The sequence below is a fragment of the Streptomyces sp. NPDC079167 genome (assembly GCF_040686735.1).
Classification (GTDB): domain Bacteria; phylum Actinomycetota; class Actinomycetes; order Streptomycetales; family Streptomycetaceae; genus Streptomyces.
In genome coordinates, this window is sequence record NZ_JBFBLO010000006.1 from 59,347 (window position 1) to 82,560 (window position 23,214).

The 23,214-nt window shown below is 71.8% G+C and carries 20 protein-coding genes and 2 pseudogenes; 8 read left to right on the forward strand and 14 right to left on the reverse strand.

The window, feature by feature from the left end; translation table 11 throughout:
- Positions 1 to 17: 17 nt before the first annotated feature.
- Entirely contained in the window at positions 18 to 377 is a 360-nt protein-coding gene (locus AB0P41_RS14490; RefSeq protein ID WP_003992243.1) for an NADH-quinone oxidoreductase subunit A, read from the reverse strand.
- A gap of 902 nt (positions 378 to 1,279) precedes the next feature.
- On the opposite strand from AB0P41_RS14490, the gene AB0P41_RS14495 reads away from it, so the two are divergent.
- On the forward strand, positions 1,280 to 2,107 hold the full coding sequence (locus AB0P41_RS14495) for a C40 family peptidase (protein ID WP_356707778.1): 828 nt from the start codon (positions 1,280 to 1,282) through the stop codon (positions 2,105 to 2,107).
- Positions 2,108 to 2,173: 66 nt separating this feature from the next.
- Here the strand turns inward: AB0P41_RS14495 and mptB are convergent, their stop codons facing one another.
- Together mptB and AB0P41_RS14505 are read right to left on the reverse strand one after the other, a co-directional pair.
- Entirely contained in the window at positions 2,174 to 3,661 is a 1,488-nt protein-coding gene (gene mptB, locus AB0P41_RS14500) for a polyprenol phosphomannose-dependent alpha 1,6 mannosyltransferase MptB (RefSeq protein WP_365932192.1), read from the reverse strand.
- Between the two features lie 49 nt (positions 3,662 to 3,710).
- Positions 3,711 to 4,994 carry a geranylgeranyl reductase family protein gene (locus tag AB0P41_RS14505; RefSeq protein ID WP_365932193.1) on the reverse strand — a complete coding sequence of 428 codons (1,284 nt, stop codon included), beginning with the start codon at positions 4,992 to 4,994 and terminating at the stop codon, positions 3,711 to 3,713.
- 97 nt (positions 4,995 to 5,091) lie between these two features.
- Here AB0P41_RS14505 and AB0P41_RS14510 point away from each other — a divergent pair, with 97 nt between their 5' ends.
- Positions 5,092 to 5,607: a GNAT family N-acetyltransferase gene (locus AB0P41_RS14510; protein ID WP_356707781.1), complete on the forward strand. Its 516-nt coding sequence runs from the start codon at positions 5,092 to 5,094 to the stop codon at positions 5,605 to 5,607.
- A 12-nt stretch (positions 5,608 to 5,619) separates the two neighbouring features.
- On the opposite strand, the gene AB0P41_RS14515 is transcribed toward AB0P41_RS14510, so the two are convergent.
- Positions 5,620 to 6,312: a demethylmenaquinone methyltransferase gene (locus AB0P41_RS14515; protein WP_356707782.1), complete on the reverse strand. Its 693-nt coding sequence runs from the start codon at positions 6,310 to 6,312 to the stop codon at positions 5,620 to 5,622.
- 297 nt (positions 6,313 to 6,609) lie between these two features.
- On the opposite strand from AB0P41_RS14515, the gene AB0P41_RS14520 reads away from it, so the two are divergent.
- A complete protein-coding gene (locus AB0P41_RS14520) occupies positions 6,610 to 7,551 on the forward strand; it encodes a DUF3152 domain-containing protein (RefSeq protein ID WP_365932196.1) in 942 nt (313 codons plus the stop codon).
- 13 nt (positions 7,552 to 7,564) lie between these two features.
- Here AB0P41_RS14520 and AB0P41_RS14525 read toward each other — a convergent pair whose 3' ends face one another.
- The 4 genes from AB0P41_RS14525 to AB0P41_RS14540 form a co-directional block, all read right to left on the reverse strand.
- Entirely contained in the window at positions 7,565 to 8,212 is a 648-nt protein-coding gene (locus AB0P41_RS14525; RefSeq protein WP_365932198.1) for a hypothetical protein, read from the reverse strand.
- Between the two features lie 7 nt (positions 8,213 to 8,219).
- Positions 8,220 to 9,419: a cyclic dehypoxanthinyl futalosine synthase gene (mqnC, locus tag AB0P41_RS14530; protein ID WP_356707785.1), complete on the reverse strand. Its 1,200-nt coding sequence runs from the start codon at positions 9,417 to 9,419 to the stop codon at positions 8,220 to 8,222.
- Between the two features lie 72 nt (positions 9,420 to 9,491).
- Positions 9,492 to 11,165, reverse strand: coding sequence for a serine/threonine-protein kinase (locus AB0P41_RS14535; protein WP_356707786.1), 1,674 nt, complete (start codon positions 11,163 to 11,165; stop codon positions 9,492 to 9,494).
- 492 nt (positions 11,166 to 11,657) lie between these two features.
- Positions 11,658 to 12,536: a menaquinone biosynthesis protein gene (locus AB0P41_RS14540; RefSeq protein ID WP_356707787.1), complete on the reverse strand. Its 879-nt coding sequence runs from the start codon at positions 12,534 to 12,536 to the stop codon at positions 11,658 to 11,660.
- Positions 12,537 to 12,821: 285 nt separating this feature from the next.
- Between AB0P41_RS14540 and AB0P41_RS14545 the strand changes: the two genes are divergently transcribed.
- Positions 12,822 to 13,025: a cold-shock protein gene (locus AB0P41_RS14545; protein WP_003967102.1), complete on the forward strand. Its 204-nt coding sequence runs from the start codon at positions 12,822 to 12,824 to the stop codon at positions 13,023 to 13,025.
- Between the two features lie 112 nt (positions 13,026 to 13,137).
- On the opposite strand, the pseudogene AB0P41_RS14550 reads toward AB0P41_RS14545, so the two are convergent.
- Positions 13,138 to 13,550, reverse strand: a pseudogene (locus AB0P41_RS14550) (ABC transporter ATP-binding protein); the annotation flags it as partial.
- On the opposite strand from AB0P41_RS14550, the pseudogene AB0P41_RS14555 reads away from it, so the two are divergent.
- The 3 genes and pseudogenes from AB0P41_RS14555 to AB0P41_RS14565 form a co-directional block, all read left to right on the forward strand.
- Positions 13,547 to 13,884, forward strand: a pseudogene (locus tag AB0P41_RS14555) (transcriptional regulator); the annotation flags it as partial. The pseudogenes AB0P41_RS14550 and AB0P41_RS14555 overlap by 4 nt on opposite strands.
- Before the next feature lie 177 nt (positions 13,885 to 14,061).
- Entirely contained in the window at positions 14,062 to 17,034 is a 2,973-nt protein-coding gene (locus tag AB0P41_RS14560; protein WP_356707788.1) for a BTAD domain-containing putative transcriptional regulator, read from the forward strand.
- Between the two features lie 193 nt (positions 17,035 to 17,227).
- On the forward strand, positions 17,228 to 17,401 hold the full coding sequence (locus AB0P41_RS14565) for a hypothetical protein (protein ID WP_356707789.1): 174 nt from the start codon (positions 17,228 to 17,230) through the stop codon (positions 17,399 to 17,401).
- 123 nt (positions 17,402 to 17,524) lie between these two features.
- Here AB0P41_RS14565 and AB0P41_RS14570 read toward each other — a convergent pair whose 3' ends face one another.
- The 3 genes from AB0P41_RS14570 to AB0P41_RS14580 are packed head-to-tail and all read right to left on the reverse strand — an operon-like array spanning position 17,525 to position 18,740.
- A complete protein-coding gene (locus AB0P41_RS14570) occupies positions 17,525 to 17,923 on the reverse strand; it encodes a PIN domain-containing protein (protein ID WP_365932200.1) in 399 nt (132 codons plus the stop codon).
- Entirely contained in the window at positions 17,920 to 18,195 is a 276-nt protein-coding gene (locus AB0P41_RS14575) for a hypothetical protein (protein ID WP_356707791.1), read from the reverse strand. The genes AB0P41_RS14570 and AB0P41_RS14575 overlap by 4 nt, the downstream gene beginning before the upstream one ends.
- A 23-nt stretch (positions 18,196 to 18,218) precedes the next feature.
- Positions 18,219 to 18,740, reverse strand: coding sequence for a hypothetical protein (locus AB0P41_RS14580; protein ID WP_365932201.1), 522 nt, complete (start codon positions 18,738 to 18,740; stop codon positions 18,219 to 18,221).
- A gap of 222 nt (positions 18,741 to 18,962) precedes the next feature.
- Here AB0P41_RS14580 and AB0P41_RS14585 point away from each other — a divergent pair, with 222 nt between their 5' ends.
- Positions 18,963 to 19,634 carry a hypothetical protein gene (locus tag AB0P41_RS14585; RefSeq protein WP_365932203.1) on the forward strand — a complete coding sequence of 224 codons (672 nt, stop codon included), beginning with the start codon at positions 18,963 to 18,965 and terminating at the stop codon, positions 19,632 to 19,634.
- A gap of 5 nt (positions 19,635 to 19,639) precedes the next feature.
- On the opposite strand, the gene AB0P41_RS14590 is transcribed toward AB0P41_RS14585, so the two are convergent.
- On the reverse strand, positions 19,640 to 22,015 hold the full coding sequence (locus AB0P41_RS14590) for a serine/threonine-protein kinase (protein WP_365932205.1): 2,376 nt from the start codon (positions 22,013 to 22,015) through the stop codon (positions 19,640 to 19,642).
- Positions 22,016 to 22,209: 194 nt separating this feature from the next.
- The gene (locus AB0P41_RS14595) at positions 22,210 to 23,004 is read right to left on the reverse strand and encodes a VOC family protein (protein ID WP_365932206.1); all 795 of its coding nucleotides are present in this window, start codon (positions 23,002 to 23,004) and stop codon (positions 22,210 to 22,212) included.
- Positions 23,005 to 23,214 lie beyond the last annotated feature (210 nt).

Below are 23,214 nucleotides of genomic sequence, written 5' to 3' on the forward strand. Positions count from 1 at the left end.
GTGTGCCCCTCAGCCCCTCAGTCCCATTCCAGGCCGCCCCGGCGCCACACATACGCGTAGGCGACGAAGACGGTGAGCACGAAGAGCAGCATCTCCACGAGCCCGAAGATCCCCAGGGCGTCGAAGGTGACCGCCCAGGGATAGAGGAAGACGATCTCGATGTCGAAGACGATGAACAGCATCGCCGTCAGGTAGTACTTGATGGGGAAACGGCCGCCTCCGGCTGGAGTGGGGGTGGGTTCGATACCGCACTCGTACGCTTCGAGCTTTGCTCGGTTGTACCGCTTCGGGCCGATTAGCGTGGCCATGACCACGGAGAAGATCGCAAACCCTGCCCCGAGGGCGCCGAGCACGAGGATGGGCGCGTAGGCATTCACGCTCCTCGCTCCTTCCAGTCGTCCTTGACCGTTGGACCGCATCGGGCGACCGGCTCGCCACCTCATCAAGATCGTGCACATGTGAGGCAGTTCACAAGCCCGACTGCCCCGCATCCTATGCCTGCCGTCCTGTGATCTGCGACACGGGGTGCACCAACGTCTTTGTGATCTCCACCACCTGACGAACGATCATGAAGTCGGATGAGCGGTGATCTTCGTACGCGAAGCGGCCGTGCGGTTACGAGACGTGACATCTCGCGCCGTTACCGCTGGTCAAAGACGCATGGCTCTATCAATCGACGGACCCTACAAGCAAATTGGCGATGGACGCCGTGGTGGTGATATAGGGATCGGCCCCAGGCTTCAGACACTCGGACGGGGGGCTTCCGGTACCGATGTGGACAATGCGCACGCATTCACGAAGTTCCGGGCGGCCGGAGAACGCCGGACCGGAGCACGGCATCCGGACACGCGAAGCCGCGGAGCTCTTCCTCGGCCGGCTGCCGGCGTACGGAGCGTGCGACCACCGACGGGCGGCCAGGGAAACGGACATGACCCGCCAATGGGGCACACCACCGCGGGATGACAGCCGGCCCCGGCCCTCACGCGGCGCGCGACCGCGTGGTTGCCTCTCACAGGAGAGTCATACCGTGACCTGCGTCACTCCATGGGCGCCGCAAGAAAAGCGGGCTTGGCCAACCGTGTGAACGGATGGTAAGCGACGGGCAATTCGGGCGTATTGAAAGAACACCGTGATCACAGCCGTGCACGAACGTGCCCGTTTTGCCCGTTAGGGCGTCAATAAGGGCCCGCAATAAGCGGATTCATAGATTCCGAACGTAACTGTGTCGCAACACACGTTTCTTGATGGGACCCCTACGACCCTGATAGCGCTAGTACTCATGTCCCACACCGCTCACATACCCAGCCACCGGAAGCCCCGCCAGAGTGCCTCGAAGACGGCGCTGCGGGCAGGAGTTGCCGGTGGCGTCCTCAGCACCATCGCGGTCGCAGGTGCCGCCGGTCCGGCTCAGGCCGAGCCGGTGACCCAGACCATCGAGATGCCCACCATCACGGCCGGGCTCTCCACTTCCGTCGCCGCGTCCGCGCAGGCAACCCAGGCGGTCGCCCTGGACCTGGAGATCCAGGCCCAGGAGGACGCCGCCGCCGAGACCGCCGCCAAGGCCGCCAAGAAGGCCAAGGCCGAGGCGGTCCGCAAGGCCGAGGCCAAGAAGAAGGCCGAAGCAGCCGCCAAGGCCAAGGCGGAAGCGGAAGCGGAGGCAGCCGCCGAGCGTGCCTCCCGCTCCGCCGAGCGCACCACGCTCAGCGCGTCCTCCGGGTCGTCGTCCTCCTCCTCGTACTCCTCGAACGCCACCGGCTCCGCCGCGTCCGTCATCGCGTTCGCGCAGTCCCAGGTCGGTGACGCGTACGTCTCCGGCGGCACCGGCCCGAACTCGTGGGACTGCTCGGGCCTGGTCCAGGCCGCCTTCGGCTCGGTGGGCATCGACCTGCCGCGCGTCTCGCAGAGCCAGTCGACCGCCGGGACCCAGGTCTCGCTCGACAACCTCCAGCCCGGCGACATCCTGTACTGGGGCGGCGCCGGCAGCGCGTACCACGTCGGGATCTACGTGGGCGGCGGCGAGTTCGTCGGCGCGCAGAACTCCAGCACCGGCGTCGTGCAGAAGTCCCTGGACTACGACCCGCCGTCGGGCGCCGTCCGCGTTCTCTGATTCACAAGCTCCGCACACCCGGGCACGACCGCGGGCCGTCACTCCTCCGCCAGGGGTGACGGCCCGTCATCGTGCCCGGGTGACGTCCACGTCCGCCTCCACGCCGGCTCCCGCCGGCAGGCGCTGGCCCGGCACGCGGCCGCGCGCCGCATCGGTCCTCTCCCTGCGCAGGAGCACCAGGCCCACCACGCACACGACGGCGGCCAGCACGAAGCCGTACGGCGGGGTCGAGCCCTTGGGCTGCGTCTCGTAGACGAGCGCGGCCGACAGCACCGTCACCGCGGCGACCGCCCGGCCGCCGCTCACGGTGGCGGCGAGCACCGCCGTCGCCCAGAGCAGGTACCACGGCTGCACCATCGGCGAGAGCGCGACCAGGGCCAGCAGCGCCAGCCCCAGGGCGGGGACGGGCTCCGTACGACCGGTCGTCGCCTGCCACGCGAGGCGGGCGATCAGCACCAGGGCGGCCAGCAGACCGAGGTTCTGCACGGCGGACTTGACCGGATCCGGATCGGTCCCGGCCAGCAGCCGCAGGAGTTCACCCAGTCCCAGGCCGAGGTCGCTGCTGACGGACAGCGCGGTGTGGATGCGCCCCGCGACGCTCTGGGTCCCGATCCAGCCGAAGCCCGTGCCGCCGAGGAACGTCACGCCGACCACGACCACCGCGGCGACCAGCCCCGGCGCCAGCAGGCCCTTGGCCACCCGCCGTACGACCGGCCCCCTCGCGGCCCGGCCCACCATGACGCCGACGAAGAGCAGCGCCACGGCCGCGGGCGACTTGACCATCATGGCGAGTCCGACGAGCGCCGATCCGGCGATCCACCGTCCGCGCAGGGCGAGCAGCACGCCGGCCAGCATGAGGCCGGTCATCAGCCCGTCGTTGTGGACGCCCCCGGCCACATGGATGAGCAGCAGTGGGTTCAGTGCCCCGAGCCACAGTGCGGCGCCCTCGTCGCGGCCGTGCTCCCGGGCGAGATGCCGCAGGGCCCACACGATCAGCACCAGCGAGCCCAGGGCGATCAGGCGCATCCCCAGCACGGCCGGCACGATCGTGCCGCCCGTCGCCCAGGCCACGCCCCGCGCCAGGAGGAGGAAGAACGGGCCGTACGGTGCCGGGGTGTCGGTCCAGTGGCCGCCGACGCTCGCGGCGGCGTCCCCGCCCGGCCCGTCGGGGTCCAGGACGGAGGGCCCCACCTCGTAGACGTCATGGCCTTCGAGGACCATCGCGCCCTGGGCGATGTAGCTGTAGACGTCGGCGCTGTAGAGCGGCGGTGCCACCACGAACGGCGCGGTCCACCACCCCAGGGTGACCAGGCTGTCGCGTACGCCGGCGCCCGTCCTGCCGTACAGCCACCAGGCGACGACGAGCACCGTCAGTCCGCCGTACGCCAGGGCGTGGCCGACCGCCGTGACGGTGGTGCCGTGCGGCACCCAGAGCCCCCACGGGTCGTGCGCGGGCAGCGTCCCGACGGCCCAGCCGCCCGCGACGGCCGCCGTCGCCCCCGCCGACCCCAGCAGGCGGAGTCTCCCGCCGTTCCCTGTCCCCGATGCCCGCATGGTCCGCAAACCTATCGCAGGGGCCCGGACGGCCTCCCGGTCCGGGCGCTCAGGCCTTCGGCGCGACCTTCGAGAGGCCGTTGATGATGCGGTCCATGGCGTCGCCGCCGGTCGGGTCGGTGAGGTTGGCGAGCATCTTCAGCGTGAACTTCATCAGGACCGGGTGGGTCAGACCGCGCTGTGTCGCGATCTTCATGACCTTCGGGTTCCCGATCATCTTCACGAAGGCGCGGCCCAGCGTGTAGTAACCGCCGTAGGTGTCCTTGAGGATCTTCGGGTAGTTCTGCAGGGCCAGTTCCCGCTGGGCGGGCGTGGCGCGGGCGTGCGCCTGGACGATGACGTCCGCGGCGGTCTGGCCCGACTCCATGGCGTACGCGATGCCTTCGCCGTTGAAGGGGTTGACGAGACCACCCGCGTCACCGACGAGCAGCAGGCCCTTGGTGTAGTGCGGCTGGCGGTTGAAGGCCATCGGGAGTGCGGCGCCGCGGATCGGCGTCGTCATGTTGTCGGGGGTGTAGCCCCAGTCCTCCGGCATGGAGGCGCACCACGCCTTCAGCACCTCGCGCCAGTCGAGCTCCTTGAAGGCGGACGAGGAGTTGAGGATGCCGAGGCCGACGTTGGACGTGCCGTCGCCCATGCCGAAGATCCATCCGTACCCCGGCAGCAGACGGTCCTCGGCGCCGCGGCGGTCCCACAGCTCCAGCCAGGACTCCAGGTAGTCGTCGTCGTGGCGGGGCGAGGTGAAGTACGTACGGACCGCGACACCCATCGGGCGGTCCTCACGGCGGTGCAGGCCCATGTGGAGGGAGAGGCGCGTGGAGTTGCCGTCGGCGGCGACGACCAGCGGGGCGTGGAAGGTGACCGGGGTCTTCTCCTCGCCGAGCTTGGCGTGGACGCCGGTGATGCGCCCGGTGCGCTCGTCCTTGACCGGCTCGCCGACGTTGCACCGCTCGTACAGCCGGGCTCCCGCCTTCTGTGCCTGGCGGGCGAGCTGCTCGTCGAAGTCGTCGCGCTTGCGGACCAGACCGTAGTCCGGGTACGAGGCGAGGTCCGGCCAGTCCAGCTGGAGGCGGACGCCACCGCCGATGATGCGCAGACCCTTGTTGCGGAGCCAGCCGGCCTCTTCGGAGATGTCGATGCCCATGGAGACGAGCTGCTTGGTGGCGCGCGGGGTGAGCCCGTCGCCGCAGACCTTCTCCCGGGGGAAGGCCGTCTTCTCCAGGAGGAGGACGTCGAGTCCGGACTTGGCGAGGTGGTACGCGGTCGTGGAGCCGGCTGGGCCCGCTCCGACGACGATCACGTCCGCGCTGTGCTCGGAGAGGGGCTCGGTCACGGTCGGATCTCCCGAAGACTCGAATTCGCGTGCCGCGCGGCACATGTCCCGTGCAGTCTATGGGTGCCTGCTGATCAACCTCCCGAAGGGCTCCCCGATGCCGCACGTGCCTGAAACACCGTCCGTCCGTCTGCGTGTCCCCACCGATGAGGACGCCATGGCCTGGCACCGGGTGTTCGACGACCCGGAGGTGATGGAGTTCCACGGCGGCCGGCCTGCGGAGTACTCCGTGTACGAGGAGTTGACCGCGCGCCAGCGCCGCCATGACGCGGAGCTCGGCCACTGCCTGTGGACGGTTCTGGACGACGACGGGAAGGTGCTCGGCTTCACGGGCGCCCAGCCGTGGCCGCACGAGTCGTTCGGGCCGGTGGGCGAGATCGAGATCGGCTGGCGACTGGCCCGGGCCGCCTGGGGACACGGTTACGCGACCGCCGCCGCGCGCGCCACGCTGGAGCGGATACGGGCGCTGGGGGTGCGGGAGGTCGTCGCGATGATCAACACGCGGAACGCCCGCTCGGTGGCGGTGGCCGTACGTCTCGGCATGCGGCAGGCCGAGACGTACACGTCCCCGGTGACGAAGCAGGAGGCGTACTGCTTCCGGCTGGAGCTCTGAGCCCGGCCGGTCTCAGTCGCGCACGCCCCGGTGGAGTGCCACCACTCCACCGGTGAGATCGCGCCAGGCCACCTCGGACCAGCCGGCCTTCTGGAGCAGCGTCGCGAGGCCGGCCTGGTCGGGCCAGGCGCGGATCGACTCGGCGAGGTAGACGTACGCGTCCGGGTTGGACGACACCGCCCGTGCCACCGGCGGCAGCGCGCGCATCAGGTACTCGGTGTAGACCGTCCGGAAGGGCGCCCAGGTCGGCTGGGAGAACTCACAGATCACGACCCGTCCGCCGCGCTTGGTGACCCGGTACAGCTCGCTGAGCGCGGCGCCGGTGTCCTGGATGTTGCGCAGTCCGAAGGAGATCGTCACGGCGTCGAAGGTCTCGTCCTTGAACGGGAGCTTCGTGCCGTCGCCCGCGGTGAACGGCATCCACGGGTGGCGTGCCTTGCCGACGCGGAGCATCCCGATGGAGAAGTCGCAGGGCACCACATAGGCGCCGGCCCGGGCGAACGGCTGCGAGGAGGTGGCCGTGCCGGCCGCCAGGTCGAGGATCTTCTGAGCCGGCCGGGCGCCGACGGCCCGGGCGACCTCCTTGCGCCAGAGCCGCGCCTGTCCGAGCGACAGCACGTCGTTGGTGAGGTCGTAGTTCGCCGCCACGTCGTCGAACATCGAGGCGACTTCGTGCGGCTGCTTGTCCAGGGATGCTCGGGTCACCCTCCCATTCAAGCAGTCCCGCCCCCGGTATCCGGCGGCGGCGTGGAGCGACGCGTGGAACGGTCTTTCGAATTCGGGAACAGCAACGCCCGGATCGGCGTCTCTTCCGACGAGAAGAAAGGGGTTTCCGCCCCGGTGACTGCCAGCAACTCCTGGACGGCGTACGGGAGAGCGACCGCTGGACGTCGTGCGGTACGCGGACGGGCACACGCGGTGCTCGATGAGCAGGTCAGCGTGCGGGGCGGGTGATCGGCCGCCCTGGACGGCCACACCGAGACCACGGATACTCACCACAACATGCACAGTGACGACACACATCGAATACGGAACGCCGACGGCCACCGGCGGGGGGCCGGGACACCCGCTCCAGGACCCAGGCCCTCCCGCGCGCAGGCCCGCAAGCGCTCCGCGGCCCGCCGAAAACGGGCCCGGAGACGGCGCGCGGTCTTCGCCGGCGCGCTGGTCGCGGTGGCCGCGGCCGCGGCGTTCCTCTACGTCGACCCGCCGTGGCAGGACGACGGCGCCTCCGTCGCGGCAGGCGAGGAGGCGGACAGGACCACCCCGTCGGCCACGCCCGCACCGAAGACCTCCACCTCGCCGAAGGCCCTGGTGAGCCCCAAGGCGTCGAAGTCCGCCGAGAGCTCACCGAGCGCCGAGGAATCCGTCGATCCGGATTCCCTGCCTGAGTCGGGTCCTGGCACGTTCACCGTGGCCCGCGCGGGCGTCTCGTCCGGCGGCGCCGGCAGTCGCTACCGCGTGGAGGTGGAGGACGGCCTCGATGTCGACCCGGACGAGGCCGCCGAGGACATAGCGGAGATTCTCGCCGACCCACGCGGCTGGTCCCAGAACGGGAAAGCCGCCTTCCACCAGGTCGCCGACAACTCGGCGGGCCTGGTGATACAGATCGCCACCCCGGGGACCACGGACAACATCTGTGGTCAGTACGGCCTGGACACCGGCGGCGAGGTGAACTGCCGCGTCGGCAAGAAGGTGATGGTCAATCTGAAGCGCTGGGAGCTGGGTTCACCGATGTTCGACGGTCCGGCGACCGAGTACCGCGCGCTGATCATCAACCACGAGGTGGGCCACTGGCTCGGGCACGGTCACGAGACCTGCCCCGGCGCCGGCAAACCGGCCCCCGCGATGATGCAGCAGATCAAGGGGCTGAAGGGCTGCAAGTCCAACGCCTGGCCGTACGACGCGAACGGCCGCTATCTGAGCGGGCCCTCGGTTCCGTAACCCGCTCGGGCCCTCACCGCCTCCGGTGGACCAGCCGTCCGCCGAGCACCGTGGCGACGCAGGTCCCGGCGCCCGCCGCGACCAGCGCCGCCTCGTCGGGCACGTCGAAGACCGCGAGGTCGGCGCGGCCCCCGACCGTGAGCGGGGCGTGGACGGAGCCCGGGAGGCCGCCTCCGCGGGCGAGCGGATCGAGGTCCGGTGAGCCGGGGAGGCCGCCGGGGGCCCCGGCAACCGCCGTGAGTCCGGAGCGGGCCACGGCGGTGCGTACGGCGTGGTCGTCGAACGGGCCCGCGACATGGGTGGTGCCGTGGCTCAGCATGCGCTGGAGTCCGCGGCGTACGCTGCCGGCCCGGCGGGCCTCGTCCATCCGCCCGGCCAGCCGCGCGAACTCCGCCCCGGTCAGCGGCTGTTCGCCGAGCTCGTCCGCCTCCCGCGGGTCGGGGTGGTAGAGGCGGGTCAGCAGGGCGACGCAGTCCCACTGGCGCAGCCCGGGGGTGAGGACGCCCGGCCACTGCCGGACCCGGGCCGTCGGGTGCGCGTCCCTGACCCGCTCGTACGGCCCGATGGCCGCGATCCGGCCGCCGTCCACCGCCACCGCGCCCCCGGCGACGGGTGCCGCGCCGACCGGAAGGACCAGCGGCGCGGCGTGAACGGTCAGCACGGTCGGCTCAGTTGGCGCTCAGGAGCTTCAGCTCCGGATGCGCCGTGCCGCCCGAGATCGCCGTGGACGAGATGTGCGAGACGACGCGCTCGTCGACCGGGTCGTTCGCCGGGTCGTCGTGGACGACGAGGTGCTCGTAGGTCGTGGCGCGCTGGGCGGGGACGCGGCCCGCCTTGCGGATCAGGTCGATGATCTCGAGCCGGTTGGAGCGGTGCCTGGCACCGGCCGAGGAGACGACGTTCTCCTCCAGCATGATCGAGCCGAGGTCGTCCGCGCCGTAGTGCAGGGAGAGCTGGCCGACCTCCTTGCCCGTGGTCAGCCAGGAGCCCTGGATGTGGGCGACGTTGTCGAGGAAGAGCCGGGCGATGGCGATCATCCGCAGGTACTCGAAGAGGGTGGCCTGCGTCTGTCCCTTCAGCTTGTTGTTCTCCGGCTGGTAGGTGTACGGGATGAAGGCGCGGAAGCCGCCCGTGCGGTCCTGTACGTCACGGATCATCCGCAGGTGCTCGATACGCTCGGCGTTGGTCTCGCCCGTGCCCATCAGCATGGTGGAGGTGGACTCGACCCCCAGGCCGTGCGCGATCTCCATGATCTCCAGCCAGCGCTCGCCGGACTCCTTGAGCGGGGCGATCGCCGTACGCGGCCGGGCGGGCAGCAGTTCGGCGCCGGCGCCGGCGAAGGAGTCGAGGCCGGCGGCGTGGATCCGCTCGATGGCCTCCTTGGCGGAGACACCCGAGATGCGGGCCATGTGCTCGATCTCGGAGGCGCCGAGCGAGTGGATGACCAGCTGCGGGAACGCCTTCTTGATCGCGGAGAAGTGCTCCTCGTAGTACTCGACGCCGTAGTCCGGGTGGTGTCCGCCCTGGAACATGATCTGGGTGCCGCCGAGCTCGACGGTCTCCGCGCAGCGGCGCAGGATGTCGTCGAGGTCGCGGGACCAGCCCTTGGCGGTGTCCTTGGGCGGCGCGTAGAAGGCGCAGAACTTGCAGGCCGTGACGCAGACGTTGGTGTAGTTGATGTTGCGCTCGATGATGTACGTCGCGATGTGCTCCGTACCGGCGTAGCGGCGGCGGCGCACGGCGTCCGCTGCGGCTCCCAGGGCGTGGAGCGGAGCCGACCGGTACAGGTCGAGGGCCTCTTCCGGAGTGATCCGGCCGCCTTCGGCGGCTCGGTCGAGGATGGGCTGGAGGTCGGCCTTCTCGGTCACCGGGCTGTCACCTTTCGGCGGTTTTTCAACGGATCTACGGACCGATCCAGCGTACGCCAGCCCTTGCCGGGGTCAGCCGCCGGACCGGCTGAGGGTGCCCTTCGGGTTGCCCGCCGCCTCCTCGTGGGACTCGTAGCGCAGGGTGTCCTCGGAGGTGAGGGTGAAGACGAGGTCCGCCTCGCCCCCGGTGCACAGCGCGCCGGTGCGGGCGTCCGGGTCGGCGCGCTCCCGGATCTTCAGCTCGGTGGCCGTGCCGGAGACGAGCGTGCCGATGCCCTTGCAGACGACGGTCGTTCCGAGCGCGTCGAACCTGTACGACAGCCTGACCACCTCCTCGCTCTTCTTCCCCTCGACGAAGACGGCGGTGACCGTGCCGTGCGGCGCGCCGCTGCGTTCGGTGGCGGAACCCTTCCACGTACCGGCGAACGCCTTGGGCAGCGCGCTCACCGGTGTGGAGGGCGCGGGGGTCTTCGACGCGGCGTCCGTCGGCTTCTGCGACCGGCCGGACGCCGGGGGTTCCGCGGCGTCGTTGCCGTGGTCGTTGCTCCCGCCGCCCGGGAACAGGTCCCCCAGCATCGCGGCCCCCACAGTCACCACGGCGAGCGCCCCGGCGACGGCCAGCGCGACGGTGCAGCTGATCCGCCGCCCCCGCCGCGCGCCGGGCTGCCGGCCGGTGTCCACGGTGACGGCGATCCGGGCGTCGGGACCCCGCTCCCCCGGCGTGCCGGCGGTGGCCGGCGGTTCGGCCGGCGGGGGCGGTGGCGATGGTGGCGGGCCGAAGGTGCCGAGCGCCGCGCTCCCCAGCGAGGCGTTGCTGAACGGCACCGGCCCGGACCGCACCGGGGCGTCCTGCGGTTCCAGGTCCAGCAGGGCCACCGCCGAGGCGCTGACCTCACGCACCAGCGGGCCCGGCAGCCAGCCCGGTGCCACCAGCGCGGCGGCCCCGCCGGGTGCCAGCCTGCGGGCGAGTTCGGCGGGGGCGGGCCGTTCGGCGGGGTCCTTGGCGAGGCACCCGGCGACCAGCTCCCGCAGTTCGCCCTCCATCTCCCCGAGTTCGGGTTCCTCGTGCACCACCTTGTAGAGGAGTACGGCCGAGGAGTCGCCGGGGAAGGGCGCGGTGCCGGTGGCCGCGTAGGCGAGGACCGCGCCGAGCGAGAAGACGTCGGCCGCGCCGGAGATGTCCAGGCCGCGGATCTGCTCCGGCGCCATGTAACCGGGCGAGCCGACGGAGACGCCGGTGGAGGTGAGGGAGACCGTGGCGCCGAGGGCCCGGGCGATGCCGAAGTCGATCAGCCGGGGGCCGTCGAGGGCGAGCAGGACGTTGGACGGCTTCACGTCACGGTGGATCAGGTCGTGCGCGTGTACGGCGTCGAGCGCCTCGCCGAGCCCGGCTCCCAGGGTCCGTACCGCGTATTCGGGCAGCGGGCCGTGGCGGGTGACCGCGTCGGAGAGCGGCGGCCCGGCCACATAACCGGTCGCGACCCACGGCACGGCCGCGTCGGGGTCGGCGTCGAGGACCGGGGCGGTCCACCGCGCGCCGAGGCGCCGCGCCGCGTCCACCTCGCGGCGGAAGCGCGCGCGGAACTGCTCGTCGAGCGCGAAGTGGGGGTGCACGACCTTGACCGCGACGGTCCGCCCGCCCGCGCTCCGGCCCAGATAGACCCTGCCCATCCCGCCGGCGCCGAGCCTGCCGAGCAGCCGGTAGGCGCCGATGGTGTGCGGTTCGCCGGCTTCCAGCGGCTGCATGCGGTCTCCCCCTGTGGTCCCCGGGACTCGGACGGCAGCCTAGGCGGCCGGGGTCGCACGGTCACGGAGACCCCTTCCGCCGATATCGCCCCTATGGGCACGAAGCAGGGATTTCGCCACACGGAAAGGCGTGAATACGTCGTTCGTCCGCACCGCCCTGGGGTTCACCGGAGGGAAACCGGAAGGCGTTACGGGAGACGTCCGCTATTCCCCCGCGCGTCCTCGGAGAGGCCTCCGCGACGGAACTCCGGACATTCGCGCCCTTTCGAGGGAACGGAATGGAGCGGTCACGCGTCAGGGTCCGCCGGGAGGAAAGGGCGGCCGGGGAAGGAAGGCCCGCGGACGAAGCCCGGGTAACGCGCGGCAAGGCCCACGGGGAGGGCCCGGGGAACGCGCGGGAAGGCCCACGGGGGAAGCCCGGGGAACGCGCGGCAAGGCCCGGGGAAGGTACGGGATTCACCTTCCTCCCGCACCATTCCCGTGGCCCCCGGGTCAGCCGCCGAGCAGCTCGACCTTGACGTCCGCCGGGAAGCCGGTCGTCGGACCGGTGCGCCGGGCGAACTCGCGCACGCCCGCCAGCTGGTCCGGACCGAAGCGGAAGTCCAGGGTGGTGAAGTAACGCTCCAGCACCTCGGCGTCGAATGCCTCCCAGCGCGCCGCCTGCTCGGCCACCTTGGTGACCTCCTCCAGCGAGACGTCGCGGGAGGCCAGGAACGCCTCGTGCACCTTCTCGACGTAGTCCGGGTGCGTGGCGAGGTAGTCCTTGCGGGCGGCCCAGACGGCGAAGACGAACGGCAGCCCCGTCCACTCCTTCCACATCTCGCCCAGGTCGTGGACCTGCAGCCCGAGCCTGGGGGCGTCGTGCAGGTTCGCGCGCAGCGCGGCGTCGCCGATGAGGACGGCGGCGTCGGCCTCCTGCATCATCAGGCCGAGGTCCGGCGGGCAGGTGTAGTAGTCGGGGGCGACGCCGTACCGCTCGGAGAGCAGCAGCTGGGCCAGCCGTACGGAGGTGCGCGAGGTCGAGCCGAGGGCCACCCGGGCCCCGTCCAGCTGCTCCAGGGGCAGCTGGGACACGATCACGCACGACATGACGGGGCCGTCGCAGCCGACGGCGATGTCGGGGAGGGCGACCAGGTCGTCGGCGTTGCGCAGGAACTCGACCAGGGTGACGGGACCGATGTCGAGGTCCCCCCTGACCAGCTGCTCACTGAGTCTTTCCGGGGTGTCCTTCGAGAGCTCCAGGTCGAGCAGGGTTCCGGTCCGCGCCAGGCCCCAGTAGAGGGGGAGGCAGTTCAGGAACTGGATGTGGCCGACGCGCGGCCTGCTGCGACGGTCGTCGCCTTCTGCGGGAGAGACGGTTGAATTGTCCACATCGCGAGGCTAGACCTGCCCCTCCCGGCCGGCGTCATCGGGGCTCCCCGACGGCTCCGCGGGGGCTTTGTCCGTCAGCTCTCCGACGGCCCAATCAAACATCCGGGTGAAGTGATCTTTCCCTCTACCGCTCCCCGCAGAGTGCGTGCTAGGCTCGCCGCAAGTTGCAGTTTGGTTTCCCTTGCAGTACAGAGCCTGCGGAGCATGTAACCCGCAGGCTTTTGTAGTTTTCAGACTTGTTTGCAGGTTCTGGAGCAGGGCAACCCTTTGGCCCAAGGAGGGCTTATGGCTACCGGAACCGTCAAGTGGTTCAACGCTGAAAAGGGCTTCGGCTTCATCGCCCAGGACGGCGGCGGCCCGGATGTCTTCGTCCACTACTCCGCGATCAACGCGTCCGGGTTCCGCTCCCTCGAGGAGAACCAGGTCGTGAACTTCGACGTCACTCAGGGACCCAAGGGTCCGCAGGCTGAGAACGTCACCCCGGCCTAGTTGCCCGGGTCGGCCGATCGCGGCCGAGTGAGCAGTACCCAAGGAGCCCCGCTCCCCCGCTCCGGCGGAGGAACGGGGCTCCTGCCTTTTTCCGGCCCCGGCCCTTTCGGAATCAGAGCCCGGCGGCGGCCCGGGCCCTGACGGCGTCCGCCGGGTCCCAGCCCTCACGGGGCACCGAGGCCGGCAGCAGTCCGGTGTAGGGGTCCTGCGGCGCGGCCGGCACCCCGGCCGTCGGCCCCTGCTCCACCACGGTGCCGCGGCGCATCACCAGCACCTCGTCCGTGATGTGCTGGACGACCGCCAGGTCATGGCTGACGAAGACCGGCGCGACCCCGGTGTCCCGCCGGATCCCGGCGAGCAGCGCGAGGATCTGCGCCTGGATCGAGACGTCCAGCGCGGCGACGGCCTCGTCGAGGACCAGCACTTCGGGGCCGACCGCCCGAGACCCACCTGGTCGAGCGGACCGTCGGCGAGCGCCTCGTCCCGGCCGTGCAGCCGCAGGGCCGTGGTCAGACACCGGCCAGCTGCTCGCCCTGGGCAGGGCGACGCCGTGGTCATCTTCCAGCCGGGCCGGCGGCTGGTGGAGCTGACCGTGATGACGGAGCGCGCACGCGCGGTCGGCGCCAAGGTCGTGCTGGTGACGGACGAGCTGGGCGGGGCCTACGCGGACCGGGTCGCGGCCGTCCTGACCGCGCCCCACACCCCCACCGGCATCACGGCCGAGTCGCTGACGGGCCTGCTCGTCGCCGAAGCGCTGCTCCTGGCACTGGCCACCCTGGACGAGACCCGGGCCGTGGAATCCTCGCGCCAGCTCACCGCGCTGCGCGACCAGTTGCCCGACCCGAAGCGCCGCCCGTAGGCGCGCGCGCCTCCCGCGCGGGCTCCCGCCCCCCGATTCATGTCGAGGGCCTGTGCAGAGCACCACCCGATACTGACGAGCCCGCCCATAACAAGGCAGACTGTTGACCGCGATACCAGCGGTACGAAGCAGAGCGGGATCAGCAGGACCGGCGGGGCAAGCAGGACAGGGGGCATCATGGACCGCGACAACGGACCCGGTGTGCGCGTTCCGGAGCAGCGCGCTCCACGGGAACGGCCGGCCGGCACCGATCTGCGCTTCACCGTACTCGGCCCGGTACGCGCCTGGCGCGGCAGCGAGCTCCTGCCCTCCGGGTCCCCGCAGCAGCGCGCCCTGCTGGCGGCCCTCCTCCTGCGCGACGGCCGCACCGCCACCGCCGGCGAACTCATCGACGCCCTCTGGGGCGACGACCCTCCGTCCCAGGCGCTGGCCACCGTACGGACGTACGCCTCCCGGCTCCGCAAGATCCTTGGCCAGGACACCCTGGTCAGCGAGTCCGGGGGCTACGCGGTCCGGATCCCGCGCGAGGCACTCGACCTGACGCTGGCTCAGGATCTGGCGGCGGAGGCGGAGAAGGCACGCGGCGGCGGGGACCGGGGCCAGGCCCGCGCCCTGATCAACAAGCTGCTCGGCCTCTGGGACGGCGAGGCGCTCGCCTCCCTGCCCGGCCCGTACGCGGAGAACCAGCGGACCAGGCTGGAGGAGTGGCGCCTCCAGCTCACCGAGACCCGGCTGGACCTGGACCTGGAGGCCGGCTGCCACGCGGAGGCGGTCTCCGAACTCACCGCCCTCACAGCGGCCCATCCGCTGCGCGAACGGCTGCGCGAGCTGCTGATGGTCGCGCTCTACCGCAGCGGCCGGCAGGCCGAGGCCCTCGCGGTGTACGCCGACACCCGCCGCCTCCTCGCGGAGGAGCTGGGCGTGGACCCGCGCCCCGAACTCGCCCAGCTCCAGCAGCGGATCCTCCAGGCCGACGAGGAGCTGGCCCGCCCCGCGGACGAGCCGGCGCCCGTCGCCGTACCGGTCCGCCCGGCCCAGCTCCCGGCCACGGTTCCCGACTTCACGGGCCGCGCCGCGTTCGTACGCGAGCTGGGCGCCCGGCTGGCGGCCGCCGAGGGCACCGTGATGGCGGTCTCCGCGCTCGCCGGGATCGGCGGCGTCGGCAAGACGACCCTCGCCGTGCACCTCGCCCACCAGGCCCGCCCGCACTTCCCGGACGGCCAGCTGTACGTCGACCTCCAGGGCGCGGGCGCGCGGGCCGCCGAACCCGAGACCGTCCTCGGCGCGTTCCTGCGCGCCCTGGGCACACCCGACTCCGCGATCCCCGACTCCCTGGACGAGCGCGCCGCCCTCTACCGCTCCACGCTGGACGGCCGTCGCATCCTGGTGCTGCTCGACAACGCCCACGACGCGGCCCAGATCCGGCCCCTGCTCCCCGGCACGGAGGGCTGCGCGGCCCTGGTCACCAGTCGCGTACGCATGGTCGACCTGGCCGGTGCGTACCTCGTGGACCTGGACGTGATGTCCCCCGAGGAGGCCCTGCAGCTCTTCACCCGCATCGTCGGCGACGAACGCGTCCGGTCGGAGCGCGACGCGGCCCTGGACGTGGTGGCCGCGTGCGGCTTCCTGCCGCTGGCCATCCGCATCGCCGCCTCCCGGCTGGCCGCCCGCCGCACCTGGACGGTGTCGGTCCTGGCCGCGAAGCTCGCCGACGAACGCCGCCGCCTCGACGAACTCCAGGCGGGCGACCTCGCGGTGAAGGCCACCTTCGAGCTCGGCTACGGCCAGCTGGAACCGGCCCAGGCCCGCGCCTTCCGTCTCCTGGGCCTGGCGGACGGCCCGGACATCTCCCTCGCCGCGGCGGCCGCCCTCCTGGACCTCGACCTCCACACCGCGGAGGACCTCCTGGAGACCCTGGTCGACACCAGCCTCCTGGAGTCCGCCGCCCCCGGCCGCTACCGCTACCACGACCTGGTGCGGCTCTACGCGCGTGCATGCGCGGAACGCGACGAACAGCCCCCGGCGGGGCGGGAGCTGGCGCTGTCACGGCTGCTGGACTTCTACCTGGCCACCGCGGCGGGGGTGTACGCGCTGGAGCGGCCGGGGGAGCGGGTGCTCGACCACTTCTCGCGGACCGGGTACCCCGGACTCACCTTCCAGGTGCGTGAGACCGCGCTCGACTGGCTCTTCTCCGAGTCCAGCGGACTGCTGGCCTGCGCGGCCCAGTCCGCCGGCTCGGGCATGCCGCGGCGCGCCGCCGACCTGCTCATGGCGATGGTGGACCTGGGCGAATCCGGTGCCAACTCCCACCAGTTCGCGACTGCCGCCAAAGCCGTGAGCGACGCGGCGCAGACCGCGGGCGACGCGCAGGCCGAGGGCAGGGCCAGGACGATGCTGACCCATGCCCTCAGCGTCTCCGGGCGGTTCGCGGAGGCCGAGACCGAGGCCCGGCGCGCGCTGGAGCTCGGCCGGCTGGCCGGTGACCCGGTCTCCCTCGGCCAGGTACCGAATCAGCGCGGAATCATCGCCCTGTACGAGAACCGGCACTCCGACGCCGAGAACCACCTGAGTGAGGCGCTGGCCGCCTTCCGCGCGGACGGCAACAAGCCCGGCGAGGCCTCGGCCCTGTGCAACCTCTCCCGTGTCCATCTGGCCACGGGGAGGACGGCGAGCGCGGTGAACCTCGCCCAGCAGGGGGTGGGCATCTACGAGGCGGACACCTCGGGACTGGCCCTGCGCCTCGCCAACGGGAAGTACGCCCTCGGACTGGCGCTCACCGGCACCGGGCAGACGGCCTCCGCCCAGGAGGTGCTCACCGAGGCCATGTCGATATTCCGCGACAGCCGGCAGCAGCTCTGGCACGGCATGACCCTGTTCCGGCTGGCCGAGCTGCACCTGGCGATCCGTCAGCCCGCCCACGCGGCGTCGCAGGCCGAGCAGGCACTGGCGATCCTGCGCGGTATCGGCGGTGAATGGCGCCGGGCCAACGTGCTCACCACGCTGGGCCGCGGGCTCGCGGGCATCGGTCAGACGGACCGCGCCCAGGTCTGCTGGAACGAGGCACTCTCGATCTACGACGACCTCGACTCGCCCGAGGCCGCCTCCGTACGTGACCTGCTCGCCCCCAGCACTGTCGCCAGAGCCTCCTGACCGGCGTTCATCAATCGTTTATCGCCCCACGGCACTCTCTACTCATCGATCCGTCGCGTCGGGGGGCAGGCGGATTGGCGAGTGGCCTCACCGTTAGGGTGATCGGCCCTGGGAGGCCCACCCGGCGATCCACGGGGGAACCGCCGGGTGGGCTCTCCGTCCGCAGTCACAACCTCTTCAGGAGTTGAACTTCATGGCCGACAAGAGCGACATCCTCAAGCCCACGGACGCGCACGCCACCGGCGAGGAGATCACCACCCAGGACGCCCACGCCACCGGTTCGCCGCTCAAGCCGACGGACGCGCACGCCACCGGCGGGGACCTCACCACCCAGGACGCGCACGCCACGAGCGAGCCGGCCAGCTAGACCTCACCCGCACGGGGAGCGGCCGCGGCGGCGCGGAGGGGGAGCCGTCGCGGCCGCGGCATGTCCGCGTACATGGAGCGGGGCCCGAGCCGGGTGGCTCGGGCCCCGCTCCATGCGTGCCGGTCACAATGCCCGGACCTGCACCTGCGGACGGCACAGCTTCCGCATGTCGTCCTCGTCCGAGGTGAAGACAGCGACCCGCCCCCGCTGCCGCCCCGCGACGACCGCGAGCGCGGCGTCGATGGCGTACTTGTGACCGTGCAGGCCGGCCTCACGCAGCAGGGCGATCGCCTCGTCCGCCACGTCCTTGGTCACCGGCTCCACGACGATGCGGGACATGGCCCAGTTCCACTCAGCGCTCCGGATCTTGTCGTGGTACGCCTCGATGAGGGTCATGGAGCTGGTCACCACGCGGACCCCCACCTGGTGCGCCTTGGTGAGAATCCCCGTCATGACCCGCTCACGGGACACGGCCCGCGACAGAGCCTCACAGTCCAGCACGAAGCACAGTTCAGGAGTCACGCGGCCGTCGCCCTTCCGTGGGCCCCGGGCGCACGCTCCTCGAACCACCGCTCGATCTCGCGGAGCTCCGCCGCCGCCGCCGCCTGCTCCTCCTCGGTGAGCGGCCCGTCCTTCTCCTGCATCCACGCCACCAGCTCGCCCAGCCGGTCCTGCTCACGCTGACGCTCTATGGCCTGCGTGACATACGCGCTGAACGCGCCGGGCCCCACCTCGCTGCGGATCTCCTCCGCGAGTTCCTCGGGCAGCGTGACCGTGTACTTCTTGGTTGCCATACCGGGCATCATACCCGGCAGGATCAGTAGCGCAGCTCCGCAGTCACCTGGCAGCGCTTCACACGGGAGACCGAGCGCGGGCTGTCCATGGGGACCGAGATGATCTGCTTCTCGCCGGCGGCGAGAGTGATGTCGGCCTCGCCGGTGTCGACGGTCAGACCCTTGGCGTCGACGAACGTCACGTCCACGTCGTACGTGTGCTCCTCCGTCGCCGTCGAGCGGACCTCGACCGACGAGGCGGTGTACGCCCTGCGCTTGCCCTTCTTCTGCTGGGCGCAGCGGATGACCCGCAGGGAGACCGTCTCCGAGACGGGAGTGGCCGACTCGTACGTGGAACCGCCGGACGAGCTCGACGAGCTGTCGTAGTCGTCGTCGTAGTCGTGGTAGCTGCCGTTGCTCTTCTTAGAGCTGGAGCAGCCGCCGCCCGAACCGCCGCTGCTGCGGCTCTTCCCGCTCTTGCCTCCGCTGCTGGACGTGGAGAACCCGGTGAGCGCGAGCACCACCACGACCAGTACCGCCGCGAACCTCATCTGTCGCCGCATCATCGACGCAGCCCCCCTTGCTGTAGTCGGCTTCCCGGCCGTCGCACGGCCGCGCGACACCGTAACGCACAGCATCCCGGGCGCTTGCCCATGGTCCCGTCATGGCCCTGTCACGGTCTGGTCATCGTCTCCCTCGTCTCCGATGGCAGGGCCGATCGGCCGGGCGTAGCGTCGAGCGCGGGGAGCGGTGCGCACAGCCGTGCGCCTTGGCCCGGGAGGCTGTCGATGATCCGCAATGTCCTCGGCTCCGTCGTCGCGCTGGTGGGAGCCGCGGCGGCCGTGCAGAGCCCCTTCCACAGCTGGTTCGACGGCCGTCTCGGACGTGACTACCGCATCCAGGACCTGTTCGACGGCATCAGCGGCGCCTCGTCGTCCGTGATGGGCTCGATCCTGCTGCCGTTCCTCTTCGCCGCCCTGGTGACCCTCGTCGGGGTCGTGTTCCGCTTGCGCTGGGTCGTGGCCCTCGCCGGCCTGATCACGCTCGGCTTCACCGTGCTGTGGATGGTCCGGCAGGGCCAGGAGGCGGGCGGCCTCACGGTCGACGGTGACGGCAACGGGCTGGGGTGGGGCGTGGCGCAGGCGCTGGCGGGCGGCCTCCTGCTGCTGCTGGGCGCACTGCTGATGTCGGGGCGGCATCGGTCGGCGGCACGGACCGGGCGTACCTCCGAGCCGTATCCCGTGCCGCCGGACGACCGCCCGGACACCTGGCCGCCGACGCAGGAGCCGGGCCCGGCCGCGTACACGTCCCCCGGACCGGAGCCCGAGGCGGATCCGTACACCGGGCCGGGCCGGCACCGGGCGTCCCCTGCCGACGAGGACACCGCCCAGTACCCCGTCCAGCGCCCCGACGAGGGGGACGAGCAGGGCCGGGACCGGTACCACCCGCCCCACCCCTGAGTGCGTCAGGCGCGGGCCCTGTTCCCCGTCCCCGTGCCCTTGACCGCGTCCAGGGCGTACACGCAGCGGTCCTTGCTGCACGCGTACACGACGCCCGCCTGTGCCACCGGGGAGCCCGTGATCTCGCCGCCCGTGGCCAGCTTCCAGCGGAGCTGGCCGCCTGCCGCGTCCAGGGTGTAGAGGACGTGGTCCGCCGAGCCGAAGTGCACCCGGCCGTCCGCGACCACCGGTGTGCCGACGACGTCGCCGCCCGCCGCGAAACGCCACTTCGGGGTGCCGGTGACCGCGTCCAGGGTGTAGAGCGCGCTGCCGCTGCCGACGTGCACGTTGCCCGCCGTCACCAGCACGGGCTCGATGGACTGCCGGGCCTCCGTCGCGATCCGCCACCGGTCCTTGCCGGTGGACGCGTCCAGGGCGTACACCGTGCCGAGGTAGTCGGCGAGGTACACCCCGCCGCCGGTGACCGCCGGCCCCGGTGCGAAGGCGGGCGGGGAGAGGAAGGCGGCCGGTGACTCGAAGTGCCAGCGCACCCGGCCCGAGACCGTGTCCACCGCCAGCACCCGGGTCCCCGCCGCGACGTACACGAAGCCGTCGGGCGCGGGCGTGACCCGCACCGGGACCCCGCCGCAGGAGGCGGCGTCGCCGACGGGGTACGACCACCGCTCCGTGCCGGTGCGCGCGTCTACGGCGCGCAGCCGGGCGTCCTGCCACAGGAACACCGTGCCGTCGTGGAGGACGGGGCCCGCCTCCGGCGTCTCGAAGTCCGTCTGGACCCCGGAGGTCTCCCACAGCTTCTCGCCGCTGGACGCCTCCCACGCCTGTACGCCACCGCCTCGCGTCCCGGTCAGGACGGTGCCCCGGTCGGCCTTCAGGGCGTACACCCAGGCGTCGGTCCGCAGCCGCCACCGCTCGGCACCGGTCGCCGCGTCCAGGGCGTACAGGGACGGGCCGTCCGATGCGTGGATCCGGCCGCCGTCGACGGCCATCGACCAGGCGACGTCGCGGGTCTTGAACTGGCGGCGGCCGTTGCCCACGTCCAGGGCGTGGACCTCGAAGGACGTCACGTAGAGCAGGTCGCCCACCACGACGGGCGTGCCCCACACGTCGTTCGACATACGGAAACGCCACGGCCGCCAGCGGTCCGGCGCGGCGGGTGCCGCGTCCGGGGCCTGGGCCGGGGCGGGCACCGGAGCGGTCGGCACGGCCGACGTCTGCCCGGGCGCCCGGACCCACCCGGTCGCCGGGTCGGCGTGCGCGGCCGCGGGACCCCGTACGTCCACGGGGCGGGGCCCGGGGCCGATCGGCACCTTGGCGTTGGGCAGCCGCACGGGGCCGCCGTCGGGGGCGGACGCCGACACCGGCGCGGGGGCCGGCGCGGTCCGCAGGTCGCCGCCGCCGCGCCACGCCTCGTACCGGTCGGCGCCGGGCGGCGGCTGCGACGGGGGCGGCGGCACGACCACGGGCGCGGGTGCGACTGCCACGGCACGGCCACCGCCGCGGCGCTGCTCGATCATCGCGGTCGCCGCGGCCGGGAGCCAGGCCGACGCCGTGCCGCTGTCGTCTCCGCCGGAGGCGAACAGGTGCGGGGCCAGCTGCGACTGCAGGTCGGCGGGGCTGGGCCGTCGGGCCGCGTCCATCTGCATGCAGGACTCGATGAGCGGGCGCAGGTCGTCGGGCAGCCCCTCGGTGTCGGGGCCCTCCCGCAGCAGCATGAACACGGTCTCGACCGGATTCGCCCCGTGGAAGGGCGCGTGACCCGTCGCCGCGAAGACGAGGGTCGAGCCGAGCGAGAACACATCGCTGGCACCCGTCACACTGCGCGAGTCGCGGGCCTGCTCCGGAGACATGTACGCGGGTGTTCCCACCGCGACGTTCGTCATGGTCAGCCGGGTGTTGGAGACGCCGGACGCGATACCGAAGTCGATCACCCGCGGCCCGTCCTCGACGACCAGGACGTTGGACGGCTTCAGGTCACGGTGGACGAGCCCCGCCCCGTGGATCGACTGGAGTGCCTCGGCGATCCCGGCGGCGAGCCAGCGCACGGCCTGCGTCGGCATCGGCCCGCACTCATTCACTATCTCCTCGAGGGAGGGGGCGGGGACGTAGGCGGTGGCCAGCCAGGGCACGGCCGCCCTCGGGTCGGCGTCGACCACCGCGGCGGTGTAGAAACCGCTGACCGCGCGAGCGGCCTCCACCTCACGCGTGAAGCGGACCCGGAACAGCTGGTCCTCGGCCAGTTCCGTGCGGACCGTCTTGATCGCCACCCGCCGGCCCGACGCCGACCGCGCCAGATAGACCAGCCCCATGCCGCCGGCCCCGAGCCGTCCCAGCACCTCGAACGGGCCGATCCGCCTCGGGTCATGCTGCGTCAGCTGCTCCACTTGCCTGCCACCTCCCCGTACGGACCTCAGGAACAGAAGCCCGCGAAATCCCGCCCTGTGCAGCGTCTCACCACTGGGCACCACTCGGCGGTGCGCACCCTGATTCTTCCTGGCTCGGGGCCCGGTTGCGAACCCGGGGGCGGAACGGAGTGTTGTGTGGCACTCCATCCCTTTCAGGACACGTCCCGAAAGGGCTACGGCAGCAGCTCGGTCGGCTGGAGCACGGCGAAAGCCGCACCCTGGTCGTCCTGGAGGACCGCCATCCGCCCGTACGGGATGTTCAGGGGAGGGGCCGTGATCCGGCCACCGAGGCGCACGGCGGCATCGGCGGTGCCGTCGCAGTCGACGACGGCGAAGTAGCTGAGGAAGTAGCTGGGCAGCATCGCGGGGAACGCGTCCGTGAGGACCGCGCGTCCACCGACGGCGGTGTCCTCGCCGGGCTCGGTCCCGGCCGGGGACCAGACGCGGAACGGCTCGGCCGCCCCCGCCTCGCCCGGCAGTTCGATGTCCGTCCCCTGGAAACCGAAGACCTCCTCGTAGAAGGCGTCCACCCGCTCCGGCTGCCGGGTGTAGACCTCGGTCCAGCAGAAGGCCGCCGGCCTGTTCTGCTTCTCGAAACCCGCGCGCTCCCCCGCCTGCCAGAGGCCGAAGACCGCGCCGCCGGGGTCGGCCGCCTGGGCGAGGATCCCGGCCGCGCCGGCCCGCACCGGATCGGTGATCACCTGGCCGCCCGCCTTCCTCACCAGGGCCACGGTGGCGCGGATGTCGTCGGTCGAGAAGTAGACACCCCAGGTCGTGGGCATGCGGCCGTCCCGCTTGGCCGCGAGCGCGGCGACGAGCTCGCCTTCGCTGTACGCATCCGCGAAGGGCATGCCGTCACCCGCCCGGAAGGTCCAGCCGAAGAGCCCCCCGTAGAACCGCTTGCCGGCCTCCAGGTCGGAGAGCTGCACATCCACCCAGCACGGCGCGGAGTGCGCGAATACGGCCATGGCCCGGGTCCTTCCTTCACATGGATCGCCGTGACGCCCGTCACACTCAACGTAGCGTCGGGGGCCTTTCCGCGCGCCCCGAGGGGTGAATAGAACCTTTGCCCGGATCGTGAAGGTCCGGCGACCTGCGTGGACAGGGGTTGTCCACCGAAGTTATCCACAGGCTGTTGATAACAACATCGCACCGGAGCCCCTGGGGCGCGGGACGAG